25 protein-coding genes are annotated in these 19,938 nt (G+C 65.9%); 11 read left to right on the top strand and 14 right to left on the bottom strand.

The genetic code is table 11. The features are described 5' to 3' along the window. Positions 1-198: 198 nt before the first annotated feature. The 3 genes from ACE10W_RS34895 to ACE10W_RS34885 form a co-directional block, all read right to left on the bottom strand. On the bottom strand, positions 199-1,107 hold the full coding sequence (locus ACE10W_RS34895) for a hypothetical protein (protein WP_304548411.1): 909 nt from the start codon (positions 1,105-1,107) through the stop codon (positions 199-201). A 329-nt stretch (positions 1,108-1,436) separates the two neighbouring features. Beyond that, positions 1,437-1,877 carry a nuclear transport factor 2 family protein gene (locus tag ACE10W_RS34890; RefSeq protein ID WP_304548409.1) on the bottom strand — a complete coding sequence of 147 codons (441 nt, stop codon included), beginning with the start codon at positions 1,875-1,877 and terminating at the stop codon, positions 1,437-1,439. A 253-nt stretch (positions 1,878-2,130) separates the two neighbouring features. Beyond that, positions 2,131-2,583, bottom strand: coding sequence for a nuclear transport factor 2 family protein (locus tag ACE10W_RS34885; protein ID WP_304548407.1), 453 nt, complete (start codon positions 2,581-2,583; stop codon positions 2,131-2,133). 261 nt (positions 2,584-2,844) lie between these two features. Between ACE10W_RS34885 and ACE10W_RS34880 the strand changes: the two genes are divergently transcribed. From ACE10W_RS34880 to ACE10W_RS34870, 3 genes are all read left to right on the top strand, one after another. Next, a complete protein-coding gene (locus tag ACE10W_RS34880) occupies positions 2,845-3,081 on the top strand; it encodes a hypothetical protein (protein WP_304548405.1) in 237 nt (78 codons plus the stop codon). Positions 3,082-3,230: 149 nt separating this feature from the next. Next, positions 3,231-3,410 carry a hypothetical protein gene (locus ACE10W_RS34875; RefSeq protein WP_304548403.1) on the top strand — a complete coding sequence of 60 codons (180 nt, stop codon included), beginning with the start codon at positions 3,231-3,233 and terminating at the stop codon, positions 3,408-3,410. Between the two features lie 21 nt (positions 3,411-3,431). Next, positions 3,432-3,617: a hypothetical protein gene (locus tag ACE10W_RS34870; RefSeq protein WP_304548401.1), complete on the top strand. Its 186-nt coding sequence runs from the start codon at positions 3,432-3,434 to the stop codon at positions 3,615-3,617. 86 nt (positions 3,618-3,703) lie between these two features. Here ACE10W_RS34870 and uvrB read toward each other — a convergent pair whose 3' ends face one another. From uvrB to ACE10W_RS34850, 4 genes are all read right to left on the bottom strand, one after another. Then, a complete protein-coding gene (gene uvrB / locus ACE10W_RS34865) occupies positions 3,704-6,676 on the bottom strand; it encodes an excinuclease ABC subunit UvrB (protein WP_304548399.1) in 2,973 nt (990 codons plus the stop codon). 93 nt (positions 6,677-6,769) lie between these two features. After that, the gene (locus ACE10W_RS34860) at positions 6,770-7,000 is read right to left on the bottom strand and encodes a hypothetical protein (RefSeq protein ID WP_060910467.1); all 231 of its coding nucleotides are present in this window, start codon (positions 6,998-7,000) and stop codon (positions 6,770-6,772) included. Positions 7,001-7,030: 30 nt separating this feature from the next. Next, positions 7,031-7,255, bottom strand: a complete 225-nt coding sequence (locus ACE10W_RS34855; protein WP_028174685.1) for a hypothetical protein — start codon at positions 7,253-7,255, stop codon at positions 7,031-7,033. A 137-nt stretch (positions 7,256-7,392) separates the two neighbouring features. Beyond that, a complete protein-coding gene (locus ACE10W_RS34850; protein WP_028174686.1) occupies positions 7,393-8,310 on the bottom strand; it encodes a LysR substrate-binding domain-containing protein in 918 nt (305 codons plus the stop codon). Positions 8,311-8,615: 305 nt separating this feature from the next. On the opposite strand from ACE10W_RS34850, the gene ACE10W_RS34845 reads away from it, so the two are divergent. From ACE10W_RS34845 to ACE10W_RS34835, 3 genes are all read left to right on the top strand, one after another. After that, the gene (locus ACE10W_RS34845; protein WP_271555175.1) at positions 8,616-9,395 is read left to right on the top strand and encodes a sulfite exporter TauE/SafE family protein; all 780 of its coding nucleotides are present in this window, start codon (positions 8,616-8,618) and stop codon (positions 9,393-9,395) included. Further along, a complete protein-coding gene (locus ACE10W_RS34840; RefSeq protein ID WP_011090162.1) occupies positions 9,392-9,622 on the top strand; it encodes a hypothetical protein in 231 nt (76 codons plus the stop codon). Before ACE10W_RS34845 ends, ACE10W_RS34840 begins: the two co-directional genes overlap by 4 nt. Positions 9,623-9,725: 103 nt before the next feature. Beyond that, the gene (locus tag ACE10W_RS34835) at positions 9,726-10,424 is read left to right on the top strand and encodes a glutathione S-transferase family protein (RefSeq protein WP_028174688.1); all 699 of its coding nucleotides are present in this window, start codon (positions 9,726-9,728) and stop codon (positions 10,422-10,424) included. Between the two features lie 123 nt (positions 10,425-10,547). On the opposite strand, the gene ACE10W_RS34830 is transcribed toward ACE10W_RS34835, so the two are convergent. Continuing rightward, entirely contained in the window at positions 10,548-10,757 is a 210-nt protein-coding gene (locus tag ACE10W_RS34830) for a cysteine-rich CWC family protein (RefSeq protein ID WP_011090160.1), read from the bottom strand. Positions 10,758-10,871: 114 nt separating this feature from the next. Between ACE10W_RS34830 and ACE10W_RS34825 the strand changes: the two genes are divergently transcribed. The 3 genes from ACE10W_RS34825 (at position 10,872) to ACE10W_RS34815 (ending at position 14,124) form a co-directional block, all read left to right on the top strand. After that, positions 10,872-12,434 carry a DUF1800 domain-containing protein gene (locus ACE10W_RS34825; RefSeq protein WP_038967275.1) on the top strand — a complete coding sequence of 521 codons (1,563 nt, stop codon included), beginning with the start codon at positions 10,872-10,874 and terminating at the stop codon, positions 12,432-12,434. A 2-nt stretch (positions 12,435-12,436) separates the two neighbouring features. Continuing rightward, positions 12,437-13,654, top strand: a complete 1,218-nt coding sequence (locus ACE10W_RS34820; protein WP_038967274.1) for a DUF1501 domain-containing protein — start codon at positions 12,437-12,439, stop codon at positions 13,652-13,654. A gap of 146 nt (positions 13,655-13,800) precedes the next feature. After that, on the top strand, positions 13,801-14,124 hold the full coding sequence (locus tag ACE10W_RS34815; RefSeq protein WP_008544592.1) for an antibiotic biosynthesis monooxygenase: 324 nt from the start codon (positions 13,801-13,803) through the stop codon (positions 14,122-14,124). Between the two features lie 16 nt (positions 14,125-14,140). Here ACE10W_RS34815 and ACE10W_RS34810 read toward each other — a convergent pair whose 3' ends face one another. The 6 genes from ACE10W_RS34810 to ACE10W_RS34785 form a co-directional block, all read right to left on the bottom strand. Then, positions 14,141-15,082, bottom strand: a complete 942-nt coding sequence (locus tag ACE10W_RS34810) for an aldo/keto reductase (RefSeq protein WP_011090157.1) — start codon at positions 15,080-15,082, stop codon at positions 14,141-14,143. A 251-nt stretch (positions 15,083-15,333) separates the two neighbouring features. Beyond that, positions 15,334-15,789, bottom strand: coding sequence for a GNAT family N-acetyltransferase (locus ACE10W_RS34805; protein ID WP_027548413.1), 456 nt, complete (start codon positions 15,787-15,789; stop codon positions 15,334-15,336). Positions 15,790-15,861: 72 nt separating this feature from the next. Then, positions 15,862-16,665, bottom strand: a complete 804-nt coding sequence (locus tag ACE10W_RS34800; RefSeq protein WP_011090155.1) for a PAS-domain containing protein — start codon at positions 16,663-16,665, stop codon at positions 15,862-15,864. 129 nt (positions 16,666-16,794) lie between these two features. Continuing rightward, positions 16,795-16,989 carry a hypothetical protein gene (locus ACE10W_RS34795; RefSeq protein WP_011090154.1) on the bottom strand — a complete coding sequence of 65 codons (195 nt, stop codon included), beginning with the start codon at positions 16,987-16,989 and terminating at the stop codon, positions 16,795-16,797. A gap of 36 nt (positions 16,990-17,025) precedes the next feature. Further along, the gene (locus ACE10W_RS34790) at positions 17,026-17,202 is read right to left on the bottom strand and encodes a hypothetical protein (protein ID WP_007596747.1); all 177 of its coding nucleotides are present in this window, start codon (positions 17,200-17,202) and stop codon (positions 17,026-17,028) included. Positions 17,203-17,355: 153 nt separating this feature from the next. Next, positions 17,356-18,006 (bottom strand): glutathione S-transferase family protein, encoded by a 651-nt coding sequence (locus ACE10W_RS34785; protein ID WP_011090153.1) that lies wholly within the window; start codon positions 18,004-18,006, stop codon positions 17,356-17,358. Between the two features lie 364 nt (positions 18,007-18,370). On the opposite strand from ACE10W_RS34785, the gene ACE10W_RS34780 reads away from it, so the two are divergent. Continuing rightward, the gene (locus ACE10W_RS34780; RefSeq protein WP_038965400.1) at positions 18,371-18,559 is read left to right on the top strand and encodes a hypothetical protein; all 189 of its coding nucleotides are present in this window, start codon (positions 18,371-18,373) and stop codon (positions 18,557-18,559) included. A 67-nt stretch (positions 18,560-18,626) separates the two neighbouring features. Further along, positions 18,627-19,829 carry a pyridoxal phosphate-dependent aminotransferase gene (locus ACE10W_RS34775; RefSeq protein ID WP_028174694.1) on the top strand — a complete coding sequence of 401 codons (1,203 nt, stop codon included), beginning with the start codon at positions 18,627-18,629 and terminating at the stop codon, positions 19,827-19,829. Positions 19,830-19,938 lie beyond the last annotated feature (109 nt).

Genomic DNA, 19,938 nt, shown 5'->3' with positions numbered 1-19,938 from the left:
ACGTCTGTAAGGCGATCCCCATCAGGGCGTCGGATTTTGACCGTAACTAGGCCGAGATGCGGCAAGGGCGGACCATTCGGGGGTTTTGCCGTGGCGTATGGTTAGGAATGTCTGAACGGCGGCTGCGGCGGAGCGCCTTCGCGGCACGGCCGGTGTCTGACTCCCTCTCCCCGCAAGCGGGGAGAGGCGAAAACACACTCACCAGCTCTTCTTGAACCCCGCCGTCAGGCTCTTGTTGATCGCGCCCTGCGAGGTCTCGCCGACCGAGCCGGAGACGGTGACGTTGTCGAACAGCTTTTGCTCGGCGCCGAACTTGCGCAGCCATTTGTCGTCGGTGGTCGAGAGCGTCTGGCCGGCGGTGATGCTGGTGCCGGTGTCGGTGAGGGTGACCTTGGCGGACTGGTCGGTCTCGTAATTGCGCGTGATGTGCCCGCCGATGCCGGGGACCGCGGTCGTGCCCTGCTGGTTGACGCTGTAGCCGTTCTGCAGCGTCAGCGACGTGTCGCCCGACAGCGGCACCGATTTGGTCAGCGACGCGCCGAGCTTGCTCTGCTCGGCGCCGGGGTCGACACGGGCTTCCACCGCGGTCTTGTCCCAGATCGGGCCCGCGCCGGGCGCGGTCGCCGCCGCCCAGGCGCTGCCGGAGGATTGCGGCAGGTTGCCGCCATTGGCGGCCTTCTGCGCCAAGAGCTCGGACATCGTCCGCGGCTCGCTCGTCACCGTCATGTCGGCGCCGATGCGGGCGTCCCAGAACGAGGATACCGACTGCTTCACCGTCACCGCCGAGGAGCCGTTGGCATTGGCGTTCGACGACCAGTTCATCCCGTCATTGGCGGCGGCCTGCGCGCGCTTCTTGGCGGCGATGAGGTCGTTTAGCGTGCCGGCGTCGATCGCGAGCTGGCCCCAGTCGAGCTTGTCGACGTCGATGCCTTTGAGCACGTCGGGGTCGTTGGCGTCGGGGGCTTCGGCCGCCTCGGCGTCCTCGTCGGGCGTGGCCGCGGAGAAGGGCTGGATGATCTGCGCCGAGACCGTCAGCACCGAGCCCAAAATGAACGCGGCCGCCAGCACCGGCAGCCTGGTCCAGCCAAAACCTGTCGAGAATTCCATCGTCCTGCCCGCGAACCCCGGCGCATGCTGTCCGATAATATATATCGGCCTTCTGCAGTGAGCATGCGCCATTCCGCGCAAAGGATGCTGATCTATCGTTGCGAAATTATGGCGACTCGCCTCGCCCAGAACATGATCCGGCAAAGTGTGCAGCGGTTCTCCAAAAAAACATGCTCAAACAACTGGAATGGCGAACCAACGGGCCGCGCGAGAGGCGCGCGCCCGACGACGGGCTTCCGGCACGACGGCATCCGGCGGGGCTGGAGGCCAGGACGTCGCACCACGCATCGTCATCGGTCCCGAAGAGCGGGGCCCGTTGGCGTCCCCCCTCAGCCGACGCTGCTCATCTTCGGCAGATGAATGGCACGGCCGAGTGCCTGCTCGACCAGGTCGAAGGTGTCGATCAGCACGCGCAAGCTGACGAGCTTGCCCGCCCTGAACTGGGCGAACTGCGCGACCCGCAAGGAAATCGGCTTGTTGGAATCCAGCGCCGTCAGCGAATAGCGCAGCATCGAGGCGGCGGAATCGACGCCGAGCATGATGCTCTCGCGATCGAAGCGGCGGACCTGGAAATTGTCGGCGAGCTGGCGGATGACGTCGAGCACGGCGTCCTTGCCCTGGCGTGCGCCGAGGAACGGAAACATGTCGATCGGGCCATAGAGCGCCCACTCGACGTCCTCGTCGATCAGGGCCTCGATATTCTCGAAATGCCGGTCGTTGATCGCGCGGTGCAATGCGCGCGAGAAACGCCAGAGGCTGTGCTCTGTCATTTTGGGCAGTCCTGAAGCTGGCTTGCAAAAAAAACGGAAAGCAGCCCGATGCACAGGAAACGTGCCTCGGGGCGGCTCAACTCGTTTGTATGCGAATAAAATACGGAATTTCGGCCAAAACGCAATTCACGTTTTCGCAATGCACAATTGATCGCGTTTTGTGAGATTTACAACAGAACCCCGTAATCTTCCGGGTGCGGGGCTTGTGGAACCCGAACTGCGCCACATCCTCGGTGTCGTCCTGGCCCCTGGGCTACACCCCGTCCACCCGCGCCCCCACGATCAGCGGTCCGATCTCGCGCTCCAGCACCTGCTGCACCAGATCGTAGGAATCGATAATCTCGCGGATCTGCGCCACCTGTCCGTTGCGGAAGGTATAGAACACCGCCATGTCGAACTGCACGACGCGGTCGTTGCTGCGCTTCCTGAAATAGGTCTGCATGTAGGTGGCGACCTCGTCGCCCTCGGCGACGATGTGCGGCGCCTTGTAGCGGATCTCCGAATAGCGCACCCAGACCGTCTGCCAGAGCGCGCGCAATTCGGCCTTGCCGTGGCGCGGCACCATGTGCGGCAGGATGTCGATCGGCGCGTGGGTGAGGAAGTCGACATCGTCGGTGCAGCACGACAGCGCGGCCTCGATGTCGCCGCGCGCGAAGGCGTCGAGCAGATGCACGACGCGCTGGCGATTGAGCTTCTCGACTGTCATTCCGCCCGTCCTCATTGGCCGCATGGCGTTGCGCAACGCTAACGCGCGGTTTCGCGCACCGGCAATCCGCGAAACCACAGGAGTGTTGCAGTCGATATGACGCGCAAGCGCAATGCCAGGTTCATGGCTGCAATTATGGGTTGAGCGCCCGTGCGCCTGCACGAAATCGCCTTGCGCAATGCCGGGGCCGCGCAGGCGCGTGGAACCGCGATGCGCCCGCGCCCGTTGAGACGCCGACACCGCATCCGGAGACATCGATCCATGAAATCCCTCCTTCTCGCCGTCACTGCCGCGCTTCTCATCTGTGGTGCGACCTCCACCGCCAACGCCAAGGGCTGCATCAAGGGCGCCGTCGTCGGCGGCGTCGCCGGCCACTATGCCGGCCATCACGGCGTCCTCGGCGCCGCCGCCGGCTGCCTCTACGGCCGGCACCACGCCAAGGAACAGGAAAGGCAGCGGCAACAGCAGGGCCAGGTGAACGGGCAGGGGAAGCTGTAGCTCCCTGTCATTCCGGGGCGCGCCACTTGGCGCGAACCCGGAATCCATCTCGCCTCTTGTTCCGGCGCCAAAAAGGCGCGTGACCCAACTCACATCACCCGTGCGGCATCGCGACTAACGTCATCCCCATGTCACCAGGGAGACGTGCCATGGCCGCCACGATCGCCGCGAGAAAGTCCCGCCTGCACAACGCGCTCGAAGGCCTCGCGCTGACCGCGACCCTCCAGAGCTTCCCGACCTTCGCCACGGCCGCGATGCTGCTCAAGCTGCTCGGTAACCACGACCGCGTCGGCGACCCCGGCGTCGCCATCTTCGTCGCAATCGCCTAGCTCGCCCACGCGCTGCTCGCGGTGGCCCTGGGCCCGAGCTTCCCTTCCTTCTTCAAGACCGTCTACGAACCAAAGTTCTTCGAGGCCCACCTGTCGCTATCCGACAAGATCACCGCCTGGCGCACCCAGCCGGTCGCCTCGCTCCAGCTCGTGACCATCGTGCTGCTGCTGTCGGTGATGGCCGTGGTGACGGCGAGCGTGGGGTGAGGGAGATATCTCTCCCTCGTCATTCCGGGGCGCGACGAAGTCGCGAGCCCGGAATCCATAACCACGAACAACGCGGATGAACCCCCCTACCTCTTCTTCCACCCGCCGCGATGCCCCGGCGCGCCGCCGCTGGAGCGCGGGGTGGGGCCGAACTCCGGTCCTGACTGTCGCGAGTCCGTCGGCTGGATGATCCGGCTCGTGCTGCCGAACGGCTTTGCGGGCAGGCTCGGCTTCTCGCGGTAGGGCAGCGATTCCGGGCCGTGCATCTCGTCGAGATGCGGCTTGTGCACCTTCGAGCCGCTGCCGACGCCGCTGGCCTTCAGCGCGGAGCTCACGGTTTTCCTCTTCATCGCGCTGACGGGCAGGTTCGCCGCGTCGCCGTACTTCTTGGTGCCGGCATAGGCGCCGGCCTTGCCCTGGACGGTGCGCTGCTTGGCGGTGGGGTCGTCGACCACCGCGAGTTCGGTGGCGCGCAGGCGCTTGACTTCGTCGCGCAGGCGCGCGGCTTCCTCGAAGTTCAAATCGGCCGCGGCCTCGCGCATGCGGGTTTCGAGATCGGCGAGCACGGCTTCGAAATTGTGGCCGATCGAGATGACGTCGTCGGTCATGTCGTGGCCGCCGACCTCGACCAGCACGTGGTCGCGCTCGTAGACGGAGTTGAGGATGTCGCCGATCTGCTTCTTCACGCTCTCCGGCGTGATGCCGTTGGCGGTGTTGTACTCGACCTGCTTCTCCCGGCGGCGGTTGGTCTCCGCGATGGCGCGCTCCATCGAGCCGGTCATCTGGTCGGCATAGAGGATCACCTTGCCGTCGACGTTGCGCGCGGCGCGGCCGATGGTCTGGATCAAGGACGTTTCGCTGCGCAAAAAGCCTTCCTTGTCGGCGTCGAGAATCGCGACCAGCGCGCATTCGGGAATGTCGAGGCCCTCGCGCAGGAGGTTGATGCCGACCAGCGCGTCGAAGGCGCCGAGCCGGAGATCCCGGATGATCTCGATGCGCTCGATGGTATCGATGTCGCTGTGCATGTAGCGAACGCGAATGCCCTGCTCGTGCAGATATTCGGTGAGGTCCTCGGCCATGCGCTTGGTTAGCACCGTGATCAGCGAGCGATAGCCGGCCTGCGCGGTGGCGCGGACTTCGCCGACGAGATCGTCGACCTGGGTGCGGGCGGGGCGAATGTTGACCGGAGGATCAATAAGCCCGGTCGGGCGAATGACCTGCTCGACGAACACGCCGCCGCTCTCGTTCAGCTCCCAGCCGCTCGGCGTCGCCGACACCGCGATGGTCTGCGGCCGCATCATGTCCCATTCCTCGAAGCGGAGCGGGCGGTTGTCCATGCAGGAGGGCAGGCGGAAACCGTATTCGGCGAGCGTCGCCTTGCGGCGGAAGTCGCCTTTGAACATGGCGCCGATCTGGGGGACGGTGACGTGGCTTTCGTCGGCGAACACCAGCGCGTTGTCAGGCACGTATTCGAACAGCGTCGGCGGCGGCTCGCCGGGCAGGCGTCCGGTGAGATAGCGCGAATAGTTCTCGATGCCGGCGCAGCTTCCGGTCGCCTCCATCATCTCGAGGTCGAAGGTGGTGCGCTGCTCCAGCCGCTGCGCTTCCAAAAGGCGGCCCTGGTCGTGCAGCTGATCGAGCCGCTGCTTCAATTCCGATTTGATCGACTTGATCGCCTGCACCAGCGTCGGGCGCGGCGTCACATAGTGCGAGTTGGCGTACATCTTGATGAATTCGAGCTCGTCCTGCTTGTGGCCGGTGAGCGGATCGAACTCCTCGATGGTCTCGATGGTGTCGCCGAACAGGTTCACGCGCCAGGCGCGGTCCTCATAGTGCGCCGGGAAGATGTCGATGACGTCGCCTCTGACCCGGAAGGTGCCGCGGGTGAAATCGGCCTGGGTGCGCTTGTACTGGAGCGCGACGAGGTCGGCGATGAGCTGGCGCTGGTCGATGCGCTCGCCTTTCTTCAGCGCAAACGTCATCGCGGTGTAGGTCTCGACCGAGCCGATACCGTAGATGCAGGACACCGAGGCGACGATGATGACGTCGTCGCGTTCGAGCAGCGCGCGCGTCGCCGAGTGGCGCATGCGGTCGATCTGCTCGTTGATGGAGGAATCCTTCTCGATATAGGTGTCGGTGCGCGGGACGTACGCTTCCGGCTGGTAGTAGTCGTAATACGAGACGAAATATTCGACCGCGTTGTCGGGGAAGAAGTTCTTGAACTCGCCATAGAGCTGGGCGGCCAGCGTCTTGTTCGGCGCCAGGATGATGGCGGGGCGCTGCGTCGCCTCGATTACCTTGGCCATGGTGTAGGTCTTGCCGCTTCCGGTGACGCCGAGCAGCACTTGGCTGCGGTCGTTGCGCTGGATGCCCTCGACCAGCTCGGCGATCGCGGTCGGCTGGTCGCCGCGCGGTTCGTAGTGCGACTTGATCTCGAAGCGCACGCCACCTTCGGACTTTTCCGGGCGCGGCGGCCGATGCGGGGTCCATACCTTCGTGGAGCCGTCGTCCTTGCGGAACTCCGGCCGGCCCTCGCGGATCAGCGACTCCAGCGCATCCGCGGTCGCCTTGACGCCGAGCGCCTCCATTTTGCTGCGCGGCGGACGCGCCAGCGCCTCGGCATCGTCCTCCTCGGTGGGCAGGCCGAGCTGCCGCGCCAGTTCCGGATCGAGCGTCGGGATCGTGGCCGCGGTGCCGTAATTGGCCTGCGGCGCCTCGTCGAGTCCGCCCCCACCCTTTCCCTCCCCCGCACGCGGGGGAGGGTTGGGAGGGGGAGGAAAGTCCTTCGGCGTCGAGGCGCGCGCGCGATGCGCGGCGGCCTCGCCCCCGGCGCGGCGGTCGCGCGAATTGTCCGGCGGCGGCTGGAGGCCGGTGCCCGATCCAAGCCCGGCATCGCCGCGGTTGATGGCGGGATTGAGCAGCTCGGCCAGCGCCGGCCCGATCGGCTGCACGTCAGGGCGGTGCGCCTTCGAGTTCGGGGCCTTGGACGGGGCCTTGGACGGAGCCTTGGACTTGGGGGATTTGCCGGATTTTTCGGAGGATGCAGGTTTCTTCGCCATGAGGCGAATATGGGACGAGTCCGCCCCTCAGGAAAGGGCGAATGCCCGTCCGTGCGCAGGCTGCTGACAGCAGGTTGGCAGCAGGCCGAAACGTCACGCCGCCGGCAGCGGGCCCTCGTTGTCCTCGGCCGTCCCATGCGGCTTGAGGATGTCGAGGTGGATCCCGCCGCAATCGGTGCAGCGCATGGTCCAGTACTCGCACCCGGCGCGGCCGCCGATCACGCGGAGCACCGTGAGATCGCCGTCGCATTCGGGACAATTCGACAGGACGGCGCGGTTGTAGATCCGAGGCCGCGCTCCGTCGTCGAATTCGGTGATTGACATGACCGGTTCCCCTTCGCCGTCCCTGACCGATTATTCGTCGTCGCTGTCGGCCCGCCGGCGGAAGCGATCGATGTGGTGCTTGGCATCGGCAATCGCGGCGTCGCGATCGGGCCAGGCGAAGCCGACCTCCATGGCCGGAAACAGCACGCCGTCGATGGCAACCAGGCTGAAATCGGCGCGCCGGATGCGGGCGTGCCACAGCCCCTTGCCAGCTTCGAAGGATTCGATGTCAAAGCCGTCATAGATGGTCGTCATTGGTAGTCCCCGGAGTGTCTTGGTCGAGTCTGTTGCTCGAGCGCCTTGTTGGAGGGTCAGGGGACCACGTTTGCGGATTTCAGGATGTGAAGCGGTTCACATGCGACGGGGTTTTTTGCCCGCGGAACCGCTGAATTTCAGTTCCGCGCTGTGGTGCGGCCGGTGCGCCTCGCCGGACGGGCGGCGGGTTCCGACGCCGCCCGCATGATCCAGCGGCGGAACGCGGCAAAGTCGCGCTGCTCGGTCTGGAAGCTGCGATAGACCAGATACCAGCGCATGCCCTTGGGCACCGAGAGGTCGAACGGCGCTACCAGGCGCCCGGCGGCGAGATCGTCGTCGATGTAGGGCCGGATGCCCATGGCGATGCCGAGCCCGTCGGCGGCGGCCTGGAGCGCCTGGCCGTAAAACTGGAATTCCGGCCCGCGCGCATTGATGCGCGCGAGGTTGGCGGCCTTCAGCCAGATCGGCCAGTCCTCGGCCGAATGTGCGACGCGGATCAGGCTGGGTCCCCTGAGATCGGCCGGACGCTTCAGGCTCGCGGCGAGACGGGGCACGCAGACCGGCGTGAGGTCGCCGGCGAACAGCGGCTCGGCGACCAGCCCGGGCCAGTCGCCGGTGCCGAGCTTGATGCCGCAGCTCCAGTCCTCGCCGAACGGCACCGACGCGCCGCCGGTGGTGAAGCGCACCTCGATGTCGGGCTCCTCGTTGCGAAACTCCGACAGGCGCGGGATCAGCCAGCGCATCGCAAAGGTGTGGCCGACGCCGATGGTGAGCACGCGGACGCTGGAGGGGGCCGTCACCTGCGCGGTCAGGCTGGCGAGCGCATCGAAGATCGGCGTCAGCCCGCTCTGATAGGCGCGTCCCGCCTGCGTCAGCACCAGCCGGTTGGCCTTGCGCTCGAACAGCGCGACGCCGAGCCGCTCCTCCAGCAGATGCACCATGCGGCTGACCGCGGCCGCCGACACGTTGAGCTCGACGCCCGCCGCGGCAAAGCTGCCGGTCCGCGCCGCCGCCTCGAATGCCTTGATGCCGTTGAGAAAGAGCAGCCGCCGCAAATGACCGACCCTCAGGAAAGCTGATGCCAGGGCAAGATAACTCAGTTTGCGCGAGGGGAGCAAGCGAGGCAGAAATATCAGCGTAATCCACGCCGATTTTGTTGAGCGGGAGGCTGCTTCTTCGCCTCTCCCCGCCTGCGGGGAGAGGCCGGAATTTGCGACAGCAAATTCCGGGTGAGGGGGAGTCTCCGCGAGTCCAACTGCCACCTCCCTTGTGGAGGCTCCCCCTCACCCCACCCTCTCCCCGCAAGCGGGGCGAGGGAGAGCGCAGAGTCTGCGTCCCTCACTTGCCACGGAGACCCCGCGTGACGCCCATGATGATCGCTGCCCTTGGATTGCTGATGGTCGCCACCGCGTTCCTGTCGGGGCTGTTCGGCATGGCGGGCGGGCTGATCCTGATCGGCGTGCTGCTGGCCCTGATGCCGCTGCCGACCGCGATGGTGCTGCATGCGATCACGCAGATGGCCTCGAACGGCTGGCGTGCGTTCCTGTGGCGGGCGCATATCCGCTGGCGGCCGGTCGCGAACTATATGGTCGGCGCGACCATCGCGCTCGCGGCCTGGTCGCTCACCCGCTACGTGCCTGACAAGCCGATGGCGCTGCTGCTGCTCGGCATCACCCCGTTCATGGCGCGGCTGCTGCCGACGAACATCAAGCCGGACCCTGATAGGCTCTGGCAGGGCACCGTCTATGGCACGATCTGCATGGGCTTGATGCTGATGACCGGCGTGTCGGGGCCGCTGCTCGACACCTTCTTCCTCGGCGGCGATTTCGGCCGGCGCGAGAAGGTGGCGACGAAGGCGATGTGCCAGCTCGTCAGCCACTTCACCAAGCTGATCTATTTCGGCGGCATCATCGACCAGGCCGCGAGCCTCGATCCCGTGCTCGCCGGCGTCGCGATCGCAGCATCCATGCTCGGCACCACGCTCGCGCGCCGCATTCTCGAAGCCATGACCGACCAGCAATTCATCGTCTGGTCGAACAAGCTGATCACCACCATCGCCTGCTACTACGTCGCCTATGGCGGCTGGCTCCTGGTTCGCACCCCGGTGCTGGCGGCCTTCGACAAGGGAGGTTTGCAATGAGCGAGACTGCCGATCCGCTGGTGCTGGACTTCGTCGAATGGGTCGCGCGCGAGCCGCGCGCCTATGCCGAGGTGATTTCGACCTGGAAGACCTCGTGCCCGCGCCTCACCATCTGGGAAGACGCCGCCGACCGCGGCTACGTCGCGCGCGAGACGGTTGCAGGCCTCGGGCTGGTGATCGCGGTGACGGAGGACGGCGAGAGGTTCTTGCGCACGCACGGGCGGTGAGGTCTCCACATCATCATTGCGAGCGCCAGCGAAGCAATCCAGAATGTCTCCGCGGCGGCAGTCTGGATTGCTTCGCTGCGTTCGCGATCACGGAGCACCGGCCATGTCGCTCAAACTGTTCGAACTCGTCGGCACCGACGCCTCGCGTCCCTTCAGCCCGTATTGCTGGCGCACGCGGATGGCGCTGGCGCACAAGGGGCTGGCGGCGGAATCGCTGCCCTGGCGCTTCACCGAGAAGAGCGCGATCGCGCCGCACGGCTCGGAGAAGGTCCCGGTGCTCCTGCACGATGACAAGCCCGTCGTCGATTCCTGGACGATCGCGAACTATCTCGAAGACAGGTTTCCGGATCGCCCGTCGCTGTTCGGCGGCGAGGGCGGCCGCGCCATGGCGCGCATGATCAACGCCTTCGGCGACATCGCCATCGTCGGCGGCATCTTTCCGCTGATCGTCGCCGACATCCCGAAGAATCTCGCCGACGTCGATGCCGCCTATTTCCGCCAATCGCGCGAGGCGCGCTTTGGCGGCAAGACGCTGGAAGAGATCATGGCCAGCCGCGATGCCGGCGTGGTCGCCTTCCGCAAATCGTTGGAGATGATGCGGCAAACGTTGAAGAAGCAGCCCTTCATCGGCGGCGGCGCGCCGAACTATGCCGACTACATCGTGTTCGGCGGTTTTCAGTGGGCGCGCGTGACGAGCCCGTTCAAGCTGCTGGAGGCGGATGATCCGGTCTACGCCTGGCGCGAGAAGCTGCTCGACGCGTTCGACGGCATGGCGCGGACCTCGCCGGGGCATGCGGTGTAAGTTTTGTCGCTTCGTAGGGTGGGCAAAGGCGCAAAGCGCCGTGCCCACCATCTCCCCACACGCGCAATGAAAATGGTGGGCACGCTTCGCTTTGCCCACCCTACGATACTGCCGTAGCCCGGATTACGCTTGCGCTCCATCCGGGCTACGCGCCGCCGCCTTGCGCAGACAGTCCCGGCACAAACAATCCTCGCCCTTGACCGGCATCGGCAGTCGCGCGGTTTCCTCCGCGCACCAGCAGGTGCCCGAGAGGTCGCAGCCGAACTCGGTGCCGCAGCGGGAGCAGGTGAGACGGCGCGGGCCCTGCATTGAGGATTCTTTCGGAATTGTCATGATTTGCGCAAAAGCTGTGCCGTCATTTTCATGTCGGGTTCATCTCCGGCTGCAGTATATTATCCGCCGCGCACAGACCAGGAAAGCGGTTGGCAATCCGCGAAGGACAAATCGATGGCCCGCGATTCGCAAGCCGCCCTCGTCGCGCTCAACCGCTTCGGCCTCGGCGCCCGCGGCGGGGCATCCGGCGATCTGATCAACGCGGCGTCCGATCCGCGCGGTTTCGTGAAGGCGGAACTGGCGCGTCCCAACGGCGTGCTGCTGGAGGCGCCCGGCCTGCAATCGACGCCGCAACTCGGTCAGGCCGTGTTCGCCTATCAGGACGAGGTCAAGCAGGCACGTGAGGCCGCCGCCAAGGCCGGCACGCCGCCCGAAGCGCCGCCACTGCAGGCGCCGGCTGATCAGAAGCCCGGGCCGCGCCGCAATCTCTCGCTGAACACGGCTGCGACCGAGATCGCCGGCCAGATGGCCGAAGCCAAGCCGGCGGACGCTGCGGCGAAGCCCGAGACCATGCAGCCGAACATGGCCGCGCCGCCCGCCGCAAAACCTGCACCGCAGCCGCTCAACGTGATCCAGAAAACCTTTCGTGCCGAGGCGCTGGCGCGCTTGCAGCGTGCCACGCTGGTCGAGTGCGGCTTCACCGAGCGGCTGGTCGTGTTCTGGTCCAACCATTTCTGCATCTCCGCGAGCAAGGGCGAGCTGGCGCGGATCTGGGCCGGCGCGTTCGAGCGCGAGGCGATCCGGCCGCACGTGCTCGGGCGCTTCGCCGACATGCTCAAGGCGGTCGAGCAGCATCCGGCCATGCTGTTCTTCCTCGACAACCAGCAATCGCTTGGGCCGGACTCGCGCGCGGGGCAAAACCGCAAGCGCGGGCTCAACGAAAATCTCGCGCGCGAGATCATGGAGCTGCACACGCTCGGCGTCGGCGGCGGCTACACGCAGGAGGACGTCACCTCGCTCGCGCGCATCATCACGGGCTGGACCTTTGCCGGACGGCAAGGCGGGCTCGGCACACCCGGCTCCTTCGCCTTCAACGTCAACGCGCACCAGCCGGGGCCGCAAGTGCTGCTCGGCAAGACCTACGAGCCGACGGGGCTGGCGCAGGGCGAGGCGGCGCTCGCCGACATCGCCCGGCATCCGTCGACCGCGAATTTCATCGCGACCAAGCTCGTTCGTCATTTCGTCGCCGACGATCCGCCCCAGGCATTGGTCGCGCGCCTGCGCGACGTCTTCGTCAAGACCGATGGTGATCTCAAGGCCATGGCGACCGCGTTGGTCGATTCTGACGAGGCCTGGAAGGCGCCGCTGACCAAGATGCGCAGCCCTTACGATTTCCTGGTCGCGAGCGGCCGGCTGCTCGCGCGCGTGCCGGAGGATCCCGGCGCCTATCTGAACGGTCTCAATCTGCTCGGCCAGCCGCTGTGGTCGCCGTCCGGTCCCAACGGTTTCCCGGACACCGTTGCGGCCTGGGCCGCGCCCGAAGGCATGAAGCTGCGGCTCGACATCGCCGCGCAGATGGGCGCGCGGCTCGGCAACAACATCGACCCGCTCGACCTGCTGGAATTCGCAGCGGCAGACGCGGCGTCGATCGAAACGCGGCGGACCATCGAGCGCGCGGAATCGCGCCAGCAGGCGCTGGCGCTGCTGCTGATGTCGCCGGAAATGCAGAGGAGATGATGATGATCGACTGCGTCGAGAACCGGCTCCTCACCTCGCGCCGCGGTCTTCTGCTCGGCGGTGCCTCCTTCGCGGCCTGGGCCTATTTGCCGAAATTCGCCCGCGCGGCCGACGGTCGCGATCCCAGGCTGATCGTGGTGATCCTGCGCGGTGCGCTCGACGGGCTCTCGACCGTCGCGCCGGTCGGTGACCCCGATTATGCCGGCCTGCACGGATCGATCGCGCTCGCGGCGGACGGCGCGCATCCCGCGATCATGCTCGATTCCTTCTTCGCGCTGCATCCGGCTATGCCGGAGTTCGCGCGCATGTATCGCGACATGCATGCCGCAGTGATCCACGCGGTGGCGACACCCTATCGCGACCGTTCGCATTTCGACGGCCAGGACGTGCTCGAAAGCGGTTATGCCGGCCCCGGCCGGGTGCAGTCCGGCTGGCTCAACCGCGCGCTGGAAGCGCTGCCGCGCGGCGAGCGCGTGTCGAGCGGCCTTGCGGTCGGGCCGACCACGCCGCTGGTGCTGCGCGGCAATGCGCCGACCGTCGGCTGGGCGCCGGTGGCGCTGCCGCAGGCCGACGACGACACCGCGATGCGGCTCGTCGATCTCTACCGTCACCGCGATCCCGCGTTGGCGATGGCCCTCTCGCAGGGCCTCCAGTTGGAGAAGGCCGCAAGCGGCGACGACATGAAGCCGAAGGGCGGCAATCAGGTCGCGCAGATGCGCCAGGTCGCGCGCGGCGCCGCCAAGCTGATGGCGGCCGACGACGGCCCGCGCATCGCCGCGCTCGCCTTCGACGGCTGGGATACGCACGCCAATGAAGGCGGCCCGGTCGGGCGTCTCGCCTTCCTGCTCGGCGGGCTCGACGGCGCGCTCGTCGAATTCGAGAACGGCCTCGGCGAGCGCTGGCGCGATACCGTCGTCGTCGTCGCCACCGAATTCGGCCGCACCGCGCGCATCAACGGCACCGACGGCACCGATCACGGCACCGCCACCGTCGCGCTGCTCGCCGGCGGCGCGGTGAAGGGCGGCCGCGTCATCTCCGACTGGCCGGGCCTCAAGCCCGCCAACCTCTATGAGGCCCGCGACCTCAAGCCCACCACGGACTTGCGCTCCGTGATCAAGGGCGTGCTGCAAGGCCAGTTTGGCCTGTCCGATCGCGTGCTGGCCGAGACGGTGTTCCCGGACAGCGCAAGCGCAAGGCCGATGAAGGGCTTGGTGGCCTAATCCACAAACGCCGTCATTCCGGGGCACGCCTCTTGGCGCGAGCCCGGAATCCATACTCCCGATCGGGGTTATGGATTCCGGGCCTGCGCCTTGCGGCGCATCCCGGAATGACGAGATAATCGCCTGAGCATCAGGAGAGACCACCCATGTACATCGCCATGAACCGCTTCCGCGTCGCCAAGGGCTCCGAGGCCGCCTTCGAGCAGGTCTGGCTCTCGCGCGACACGCATCTGGACAAGGTGCCGGGCTTCGTCGAATTCCATCTGCTGCGCGGCCCCGAGCTCGAGGACCACACGCTGTATGCCTCGCACACCGTGTGGGCGAACCACGCGGCGTTCGAGGCGTGGACCAAGTCGGAGGCTTTTCGGGCCGCGCATCACAAGGCCGGCGACAACAAGCCGCTTTATCTCGGCCATCCGCAATTCGAAGGCTTCGAAGTGATGCAGACGGTGGGGCGCGGCGCGAAATAGCGCCGCGCTTCAAACGTCAGCCCAGGGTGATCGTGTCGATCTCGGCAAGATCATCAGTGCTGAGCTTCCACGCGATCGCCTTGACGTTTTCCTCGATCTGCTCGACGCGGGTGGCGCCGGCGATCACGCTCGACACCTGCGGGCGCGAGGCGAGCCAGGAGAAGGCAAGCTCGAGCATGCTGTGGCCGCGCGCCTTGGCGAAGGCCTGGAGCTTCTCGACGATGTCCTCGTTGCGCGGCGTGACGTAGCGGTCGCGCAGCCGCGGCACCTTGCCGAAGCGGGTGTCGTCAGGCGCGCTCTCGCCCTTCCGGTACTTTCCGGTCAGAAGTCCGCTGGCGAGCGGGAAGAACGGCAACAGGCCGAGCTTGTATTCCGTTGCTGCCGGTAGCAAGTCCTTCTCGATGTCGCGCACCACCAGGGAATATTCGTCCTGGCAGGAGACGAAGCGGCTGACATTCATCGCGCGTGCGACGTACTCGGCCTCGGCGATCCGCCAGGCCGGAAAGTTCGAATTGCCGATGTAGCGGACCTTGCCCTGCCGGACGAGATCGTCGAGCGCGCGCAGGCTCTCCTCGATCGGCGTCAGCGGGTCATAGTCGTGCTGCTGGTAGAGATCGATGTAGTCGGTCTTCAGCCGCTTCAGGCTCGCTTCCACGGCGGCCATGATGTAGCGGCGCGAGGCGCCCTGCTTGGTTCCGTCCTCCGCCATCGGCTTGGAATATTTCGTCGCCAGCACGATGTCCTTGCGGCGATCGCCCAGGACAGTGCCGAGCACGTTTTCCGAGCCGCCCATGTTCGAATAGATGTCGGCGGTGTCGAACAGCGTGATGCCGAGGTCGAGCGCGCGATGGATCACCTTGCGCGAGGTCTCGAGGTCGGTGCGCTGGCCGAAATTGTTGCAGCCGAGCCCGACCGCAGACACGCGAAGGCCGGAGGCGCCGAGATTGCGAATTTCCATGGGAGATCCTGTGAGACGAGCAGCAGCACATTGTGACCGCGGTGCGCCGCGCCAGCAAGCTGCTCGCCGCGCTGCTGCCATGCCGGCAGAGCGGACAAAAAAATGCGGCCCCTGTCAGACGCGGCGACTGACGGGGACCGCTTTGGGGCGCTTGATCGGTGACGGGGGGCCTGATCAGACGCAGGTGGAGCCTAGTCCCGCTATGTAACGCGTAGGTGACAGCGGTAGTTATCCACAGGCTGCGCGCGGGATTAGAACAGCTTGCGATAGACGATGAAGCCGGACCGCTCCGCGACCTTGTCGTACAGGCGCTGCGCCGTGACGTTGGTCTCGTGCGTCTGCCAGTAGACCCGCGGCGATCCCGCCAGTTTCGCCCGCTCGTACACGCCATGGATCAGCGCCGAGGCGACGCCCTTGCCGCGCGCGGCCTCCAGCGTGAACAGATCCTGCAAATAGCAGGACGGCTCGATCGCGGTGGTGCTGCGATGGAACAGGTAGTGCGTCAGCCCGAGCAGCCGGCCGTCGCTTTCGGCGACCAGCGCATGCACGGGTTCATAGGCGTCGAAGAAGCGCTGCCACGTCATCCGCGTGATCTCGGGCGCGAGCGCGGTCGGGCCCGAGCGGCCGTAGAAGGCGTTGTAGCCGTCCCACAGCGGCAGCCATTGATCGTAGTCCTGCTTGGTGACGGAGCGAACGGTGAGCGACATCTGGAAATTCCGCGATCGATGAAGCAACCTTCATACGTGATGAAGGGCGCGTCGATCAATCGTGCTGTGACGCTATTCCGCGGCGCGCAGGTGCCGGATCAGCCTGCGGCCGGTGGGGTCACGCAGCGAACGGTAATAGTCGGCGCGCGAGGGCGCATCGGTGTGGCGCACGAGGTCGGTTACCGGGGTGTAGCTCAGCATGCGCCCGCCGTCGGGCAGCGCGGCGCAGACGAAGCGCAGCACCTCGCCACTGCGCAAGGCGATGTTGATCGGCGTGGCATCGCCGATGCGCACCATCTCCATGCGCTGCGCGATGAAGGTGGCGAGCTCGTCCTCCGGCAGCTCGAACGCGCCGGTGTCGCGGCCGTGATACATCAGCGCGACGAAGGGCGGTTTGCCGTCGGCGATGTCGTCCGGCACCGCAAAATAATCGCGGAACGCGCGGTTGATGAATTCGGCGCGCGTCTCGGCATCCAGCAGCACGATGCCGATATCGACCTGGTCGAGCGCGGCCGACAGCCGCGCGGCGGTGGCGTGGCTCTGGCGCTCGGCGGCAAAGGTGCCGAGCAGCCGCTCGCGCATCAGGCCGCTGATCGCGGCAGTGCCGGCGGTCGTCACCGCGAGGAGGCCGAGCTGCACCAGATCCGCGGTCGCCAAGGGCATTGCTCGGTGGAAGAACAGGAGCAGCACCGTGCCGGTCACGGCGAAGGCTGCGCTGGTGATGGCGGAGGCGAAACCCGACAGCGCGCCCGCAAGCGCCACGATGCAGACGAGCAGCGGTGCGGGCGAGGGGATGGCGCGATCGAAAAGGATCGCCAGCAGCAGGGTCGCCGCTGTCAGCACCGGTCCACAGATCGCACGCCATCCGTATCGCATGGGCCTGTCTCGTTCCTCCCTGAACGAGGTAAGGCGGCAACAGTGACTGATGGTTGCACCGGTGCGGTGCGAATTCGTGCGAAGTGCTTAAGGGCGGCTTGCGGCGGCGCGCAAAGCTTTCGGATGATTTTAGACCAAGTGCGCGTGCCTGACGCGTTGCAGCGACGCGGGCGCATTCAGCGTCGAGGTGCCCGAGCTCTTGCGCATGCCGGTGAAAATCAACAGCGAGGCCGCGACCAGGATGGCCGCAGTCAGGGTGATTGCAACGACTACCACAGGTGACTTCATCGACGTCCTGTCGCGATGCCGGTCGGCGCGGGTCACGCGGCGCCCTGAAGGCTGGTCAGGATGAAACGGGAATCAGACCGGCAGGCCCATCGCCATGGTCGCCTTGGTCGACAGCACCGTCAGGGTGACGATCAGGCACAGCGAGAGCGCGGCGACGGCGAGCGAGGCCGCGACCGCGTTGGTCAGCCGGGAAGACGAAACGGTAGCGGGTTGGCCCTGAAAGCCTGCCGTGCCGGACGCCCGAATCATAGGTCTAAATCCTTCAACGTGCGAGCGAATCACCCGCGACTTTCCAGAATTTCCCAGTTTCAACCGGCAATATTGCGGCGGCTGCCGCAACGAAAATGGCGGGATTGCGGCAAAGACGACGCTTATGCCCGCTATTCGCCCAGGCCCGCGCCATCAGGCGCTGGCGGCGATGCTGGCGGGGTCGTCGATGTCGGCCGGCCGCCAGTCCATCGCGACGAAGCCGGGCGCGGCCTCGACGCGCTTCAGCCAGTCCCGGATCGCCGGGAAGGTCGAAAGGTCGAAATCGCAGCGGTCGGCGAGATGGGTGTAGCCGTACAGCGCGATGTCGGCGACCGTGAGCTGGCGCGCGGCAAAATAGGCGTTGGTCTTGAGATGGTTCTCCATCACCTGGAGCGCGCCATAGCCGCGTTCCATCCAGTCCTCCAGCGAATGGGTCTGGAGGTCGCGGCCGCCCTTGACCAGCGACAGCCAGAAATAGGCGGCGCCGATGTTCGGCTCGAGCGCGTGCTGCTCGAAGAACATCCATTGCAGCGCCTCGGCGCGATCGATGCGGTTCTCCGGCGCGAGCGGCGTGCCGACGGCGACGTACCAGAGGATGGCGTTGGACTCGGCGAGATAACGGTTGCCGTCGACCTCGAGAAGCGGCACCTGGCCTGACGGGTTCTTGGACAGAAAGTCCGGCGTCCGGCTCTCGCCGCGCAGAATGTCCACCTCGACCGCTTCGTAAGGCAAGTTCAACAGCGCCAGCGCAAGGCGGACCTTGTAGCTGTTGCCGGAGCGTTGCATCGAATAGAGCTTGTACATTCTGGGAGTTCTAAACCGAGGACGGGAAGGCGCGGCGCTTGTTGCCCCGCAACGCGGCTAAACAATGATGCCGATGCGAATCCGCCGCAAGAGCCAGCCAATAGAAAAACTCGAAAACCCTACCGCACTGCAACGCCACGGAAGATCATTTCCACGCGACGATGCAAATCAGATCACGCTTGCGTCAACGTGCGGATGCGTTGCTCCGCGAGAGGGGCGATCGGTTCAGGGCACCATGCTTCCACATCGTGATGGCCGGGCTTGTCCCGGCCATCCACGCCTCGCCGCACGGCAGAAAGAACGTGGATGCCCGGGACATAGGCGAGCGAAAGCGACGCCGTCCTTCGGACGGCTAAGCCTGGGCATGACGACGGTCTGGTTTGGCGACGGCAAACACGCAAAATTGCTCCGAGGACAGGCCTTGCCGGATATGAGGGATTCGGACGGCAAAGTTACGGAATATTGCGGGAAATCCCGCCTCGAAACGCCGGAATCCGTAAACTTTTTCGAGATCGGGCCGAAGTTTCTTGCGGCGCAGCGGCACACGTTTTAGGGTGGCTTCATTCCCACAATCAGAGTCGTGACGACCCATGGGTCACGACGCTTGTCAGGAGATGACGATGTCCTTCCTTGCCGCTGCGCTCGACCGTGTGAAGCCGTCCGCGACCATCGCGGTCACGGATAAAGCACGCGCGCTGAAAGCGGCGGGCCGCAACGTCATCGGCTTAGGTGCCGGCGAGCCCGACTTCGACACGCCCGCCAACATCAAGCTGGCGGCGATCCACGCCATCGAAGCCGGCAAGACCAAGTACACCGCGGTCGACGGCATCCCCGAGCTGAAGGAAGCCATCATCGCGAAGTTTCAGCGCGAGAACGGCGTCGTCTACAAGCCGAACCAGGTCATCGTCGGCACCGGCGGCAAGCAGGTGCTCTACAACGCGCTGATGGCGACCATCAATCCTGGCGACGAGGTGATCATCCCGGCGCCGTACTGGGTCAGCTATCCCGAGATGGTGGCGCTCGCCGGCGGCGAGCCGGTGCCGGTGGTCTGCACCGCGGCGACCGGCTTCAAGCTCGGGGCCGAAGCGCTCGAGCGCGCGATCACGCCGAAGACCAAATGGGTGATCCTGTGCTCGCCGTCGAACCCGACCGGCGCTGCCTACACCAGGGCCGAGCTGAAGGCGCTCACCGACGTGCTGGTCAAGCATCCGCATGTGTGGGTGATGACCGACGACATGTACGAGCACCTCGTCTATGACGACTTCCAGTTCACCACGGTCGCGCAGGTCGAGCCCAGCCTCTACGACCGCACGCTCACCGTGAACGGCGTGTCGAAGGCCTATTGCATGACCGGCTGGCGCATCGGCTATGCCGGCGGCCCTGCCCAGCTCATCAAGGCGATGGCGACCATCCAGTCGCAGTCGACCTCGAACCCGTGCTCGATCGCGCAGTGGGCCTCGGTGGAGGCGCTGAACGGTCCGCAGGACTTCATCCCCGCCAACAACAAGGTGTTCAAGGAGCGCCGCGACCTCGTCGTCTCCATGCTCAACCAAGCGAACGGGATCGAGTGCCCGCGCCCCGAGGGTGCGTTCTACGTCTATCCGTCCTGCGCCGGCACGATCGGCAAGAAAGCGCCGTCGGGCAACGTGATCTCCAACGACGAGCAGTTCGTCACCGAGCTGCTGGAGACCGAAGGCGTCGCCGTAGTGCAGGGTTCGGCCTTCGGCCTCGGCCCGGCGTTCCGCATCTCCTACGCGACCAAGACCTCGGACCTCGAAGACGCCTGCAAGCGCATCCAGCGCTTCTGCGGCAATCTCCGCTGAGCCTGTCGCAAATACCTATCGAAAAGGCCCGCCTCTGGCGGGCCTTTTTATTGTTTGCACGCTTATCGTCACGCGTGATCTGGCACCACTACGACTCTTGTGGCATAGA

The organism is Bradyrhizobium sp. B025 (genome assembly GCF_042257955.1).
Classification (GTDB): domain Bacteria; phylum Pseudomonadota; class Alphaproteobacteria; order Rhizobiales; family Xanthobacteraceae; genus Bradyrhizobium; species Bradyrhizobium diazoefficiens.
This window is presented reverse-complemented; position numbering and strand designations above follow the sequence as displayed.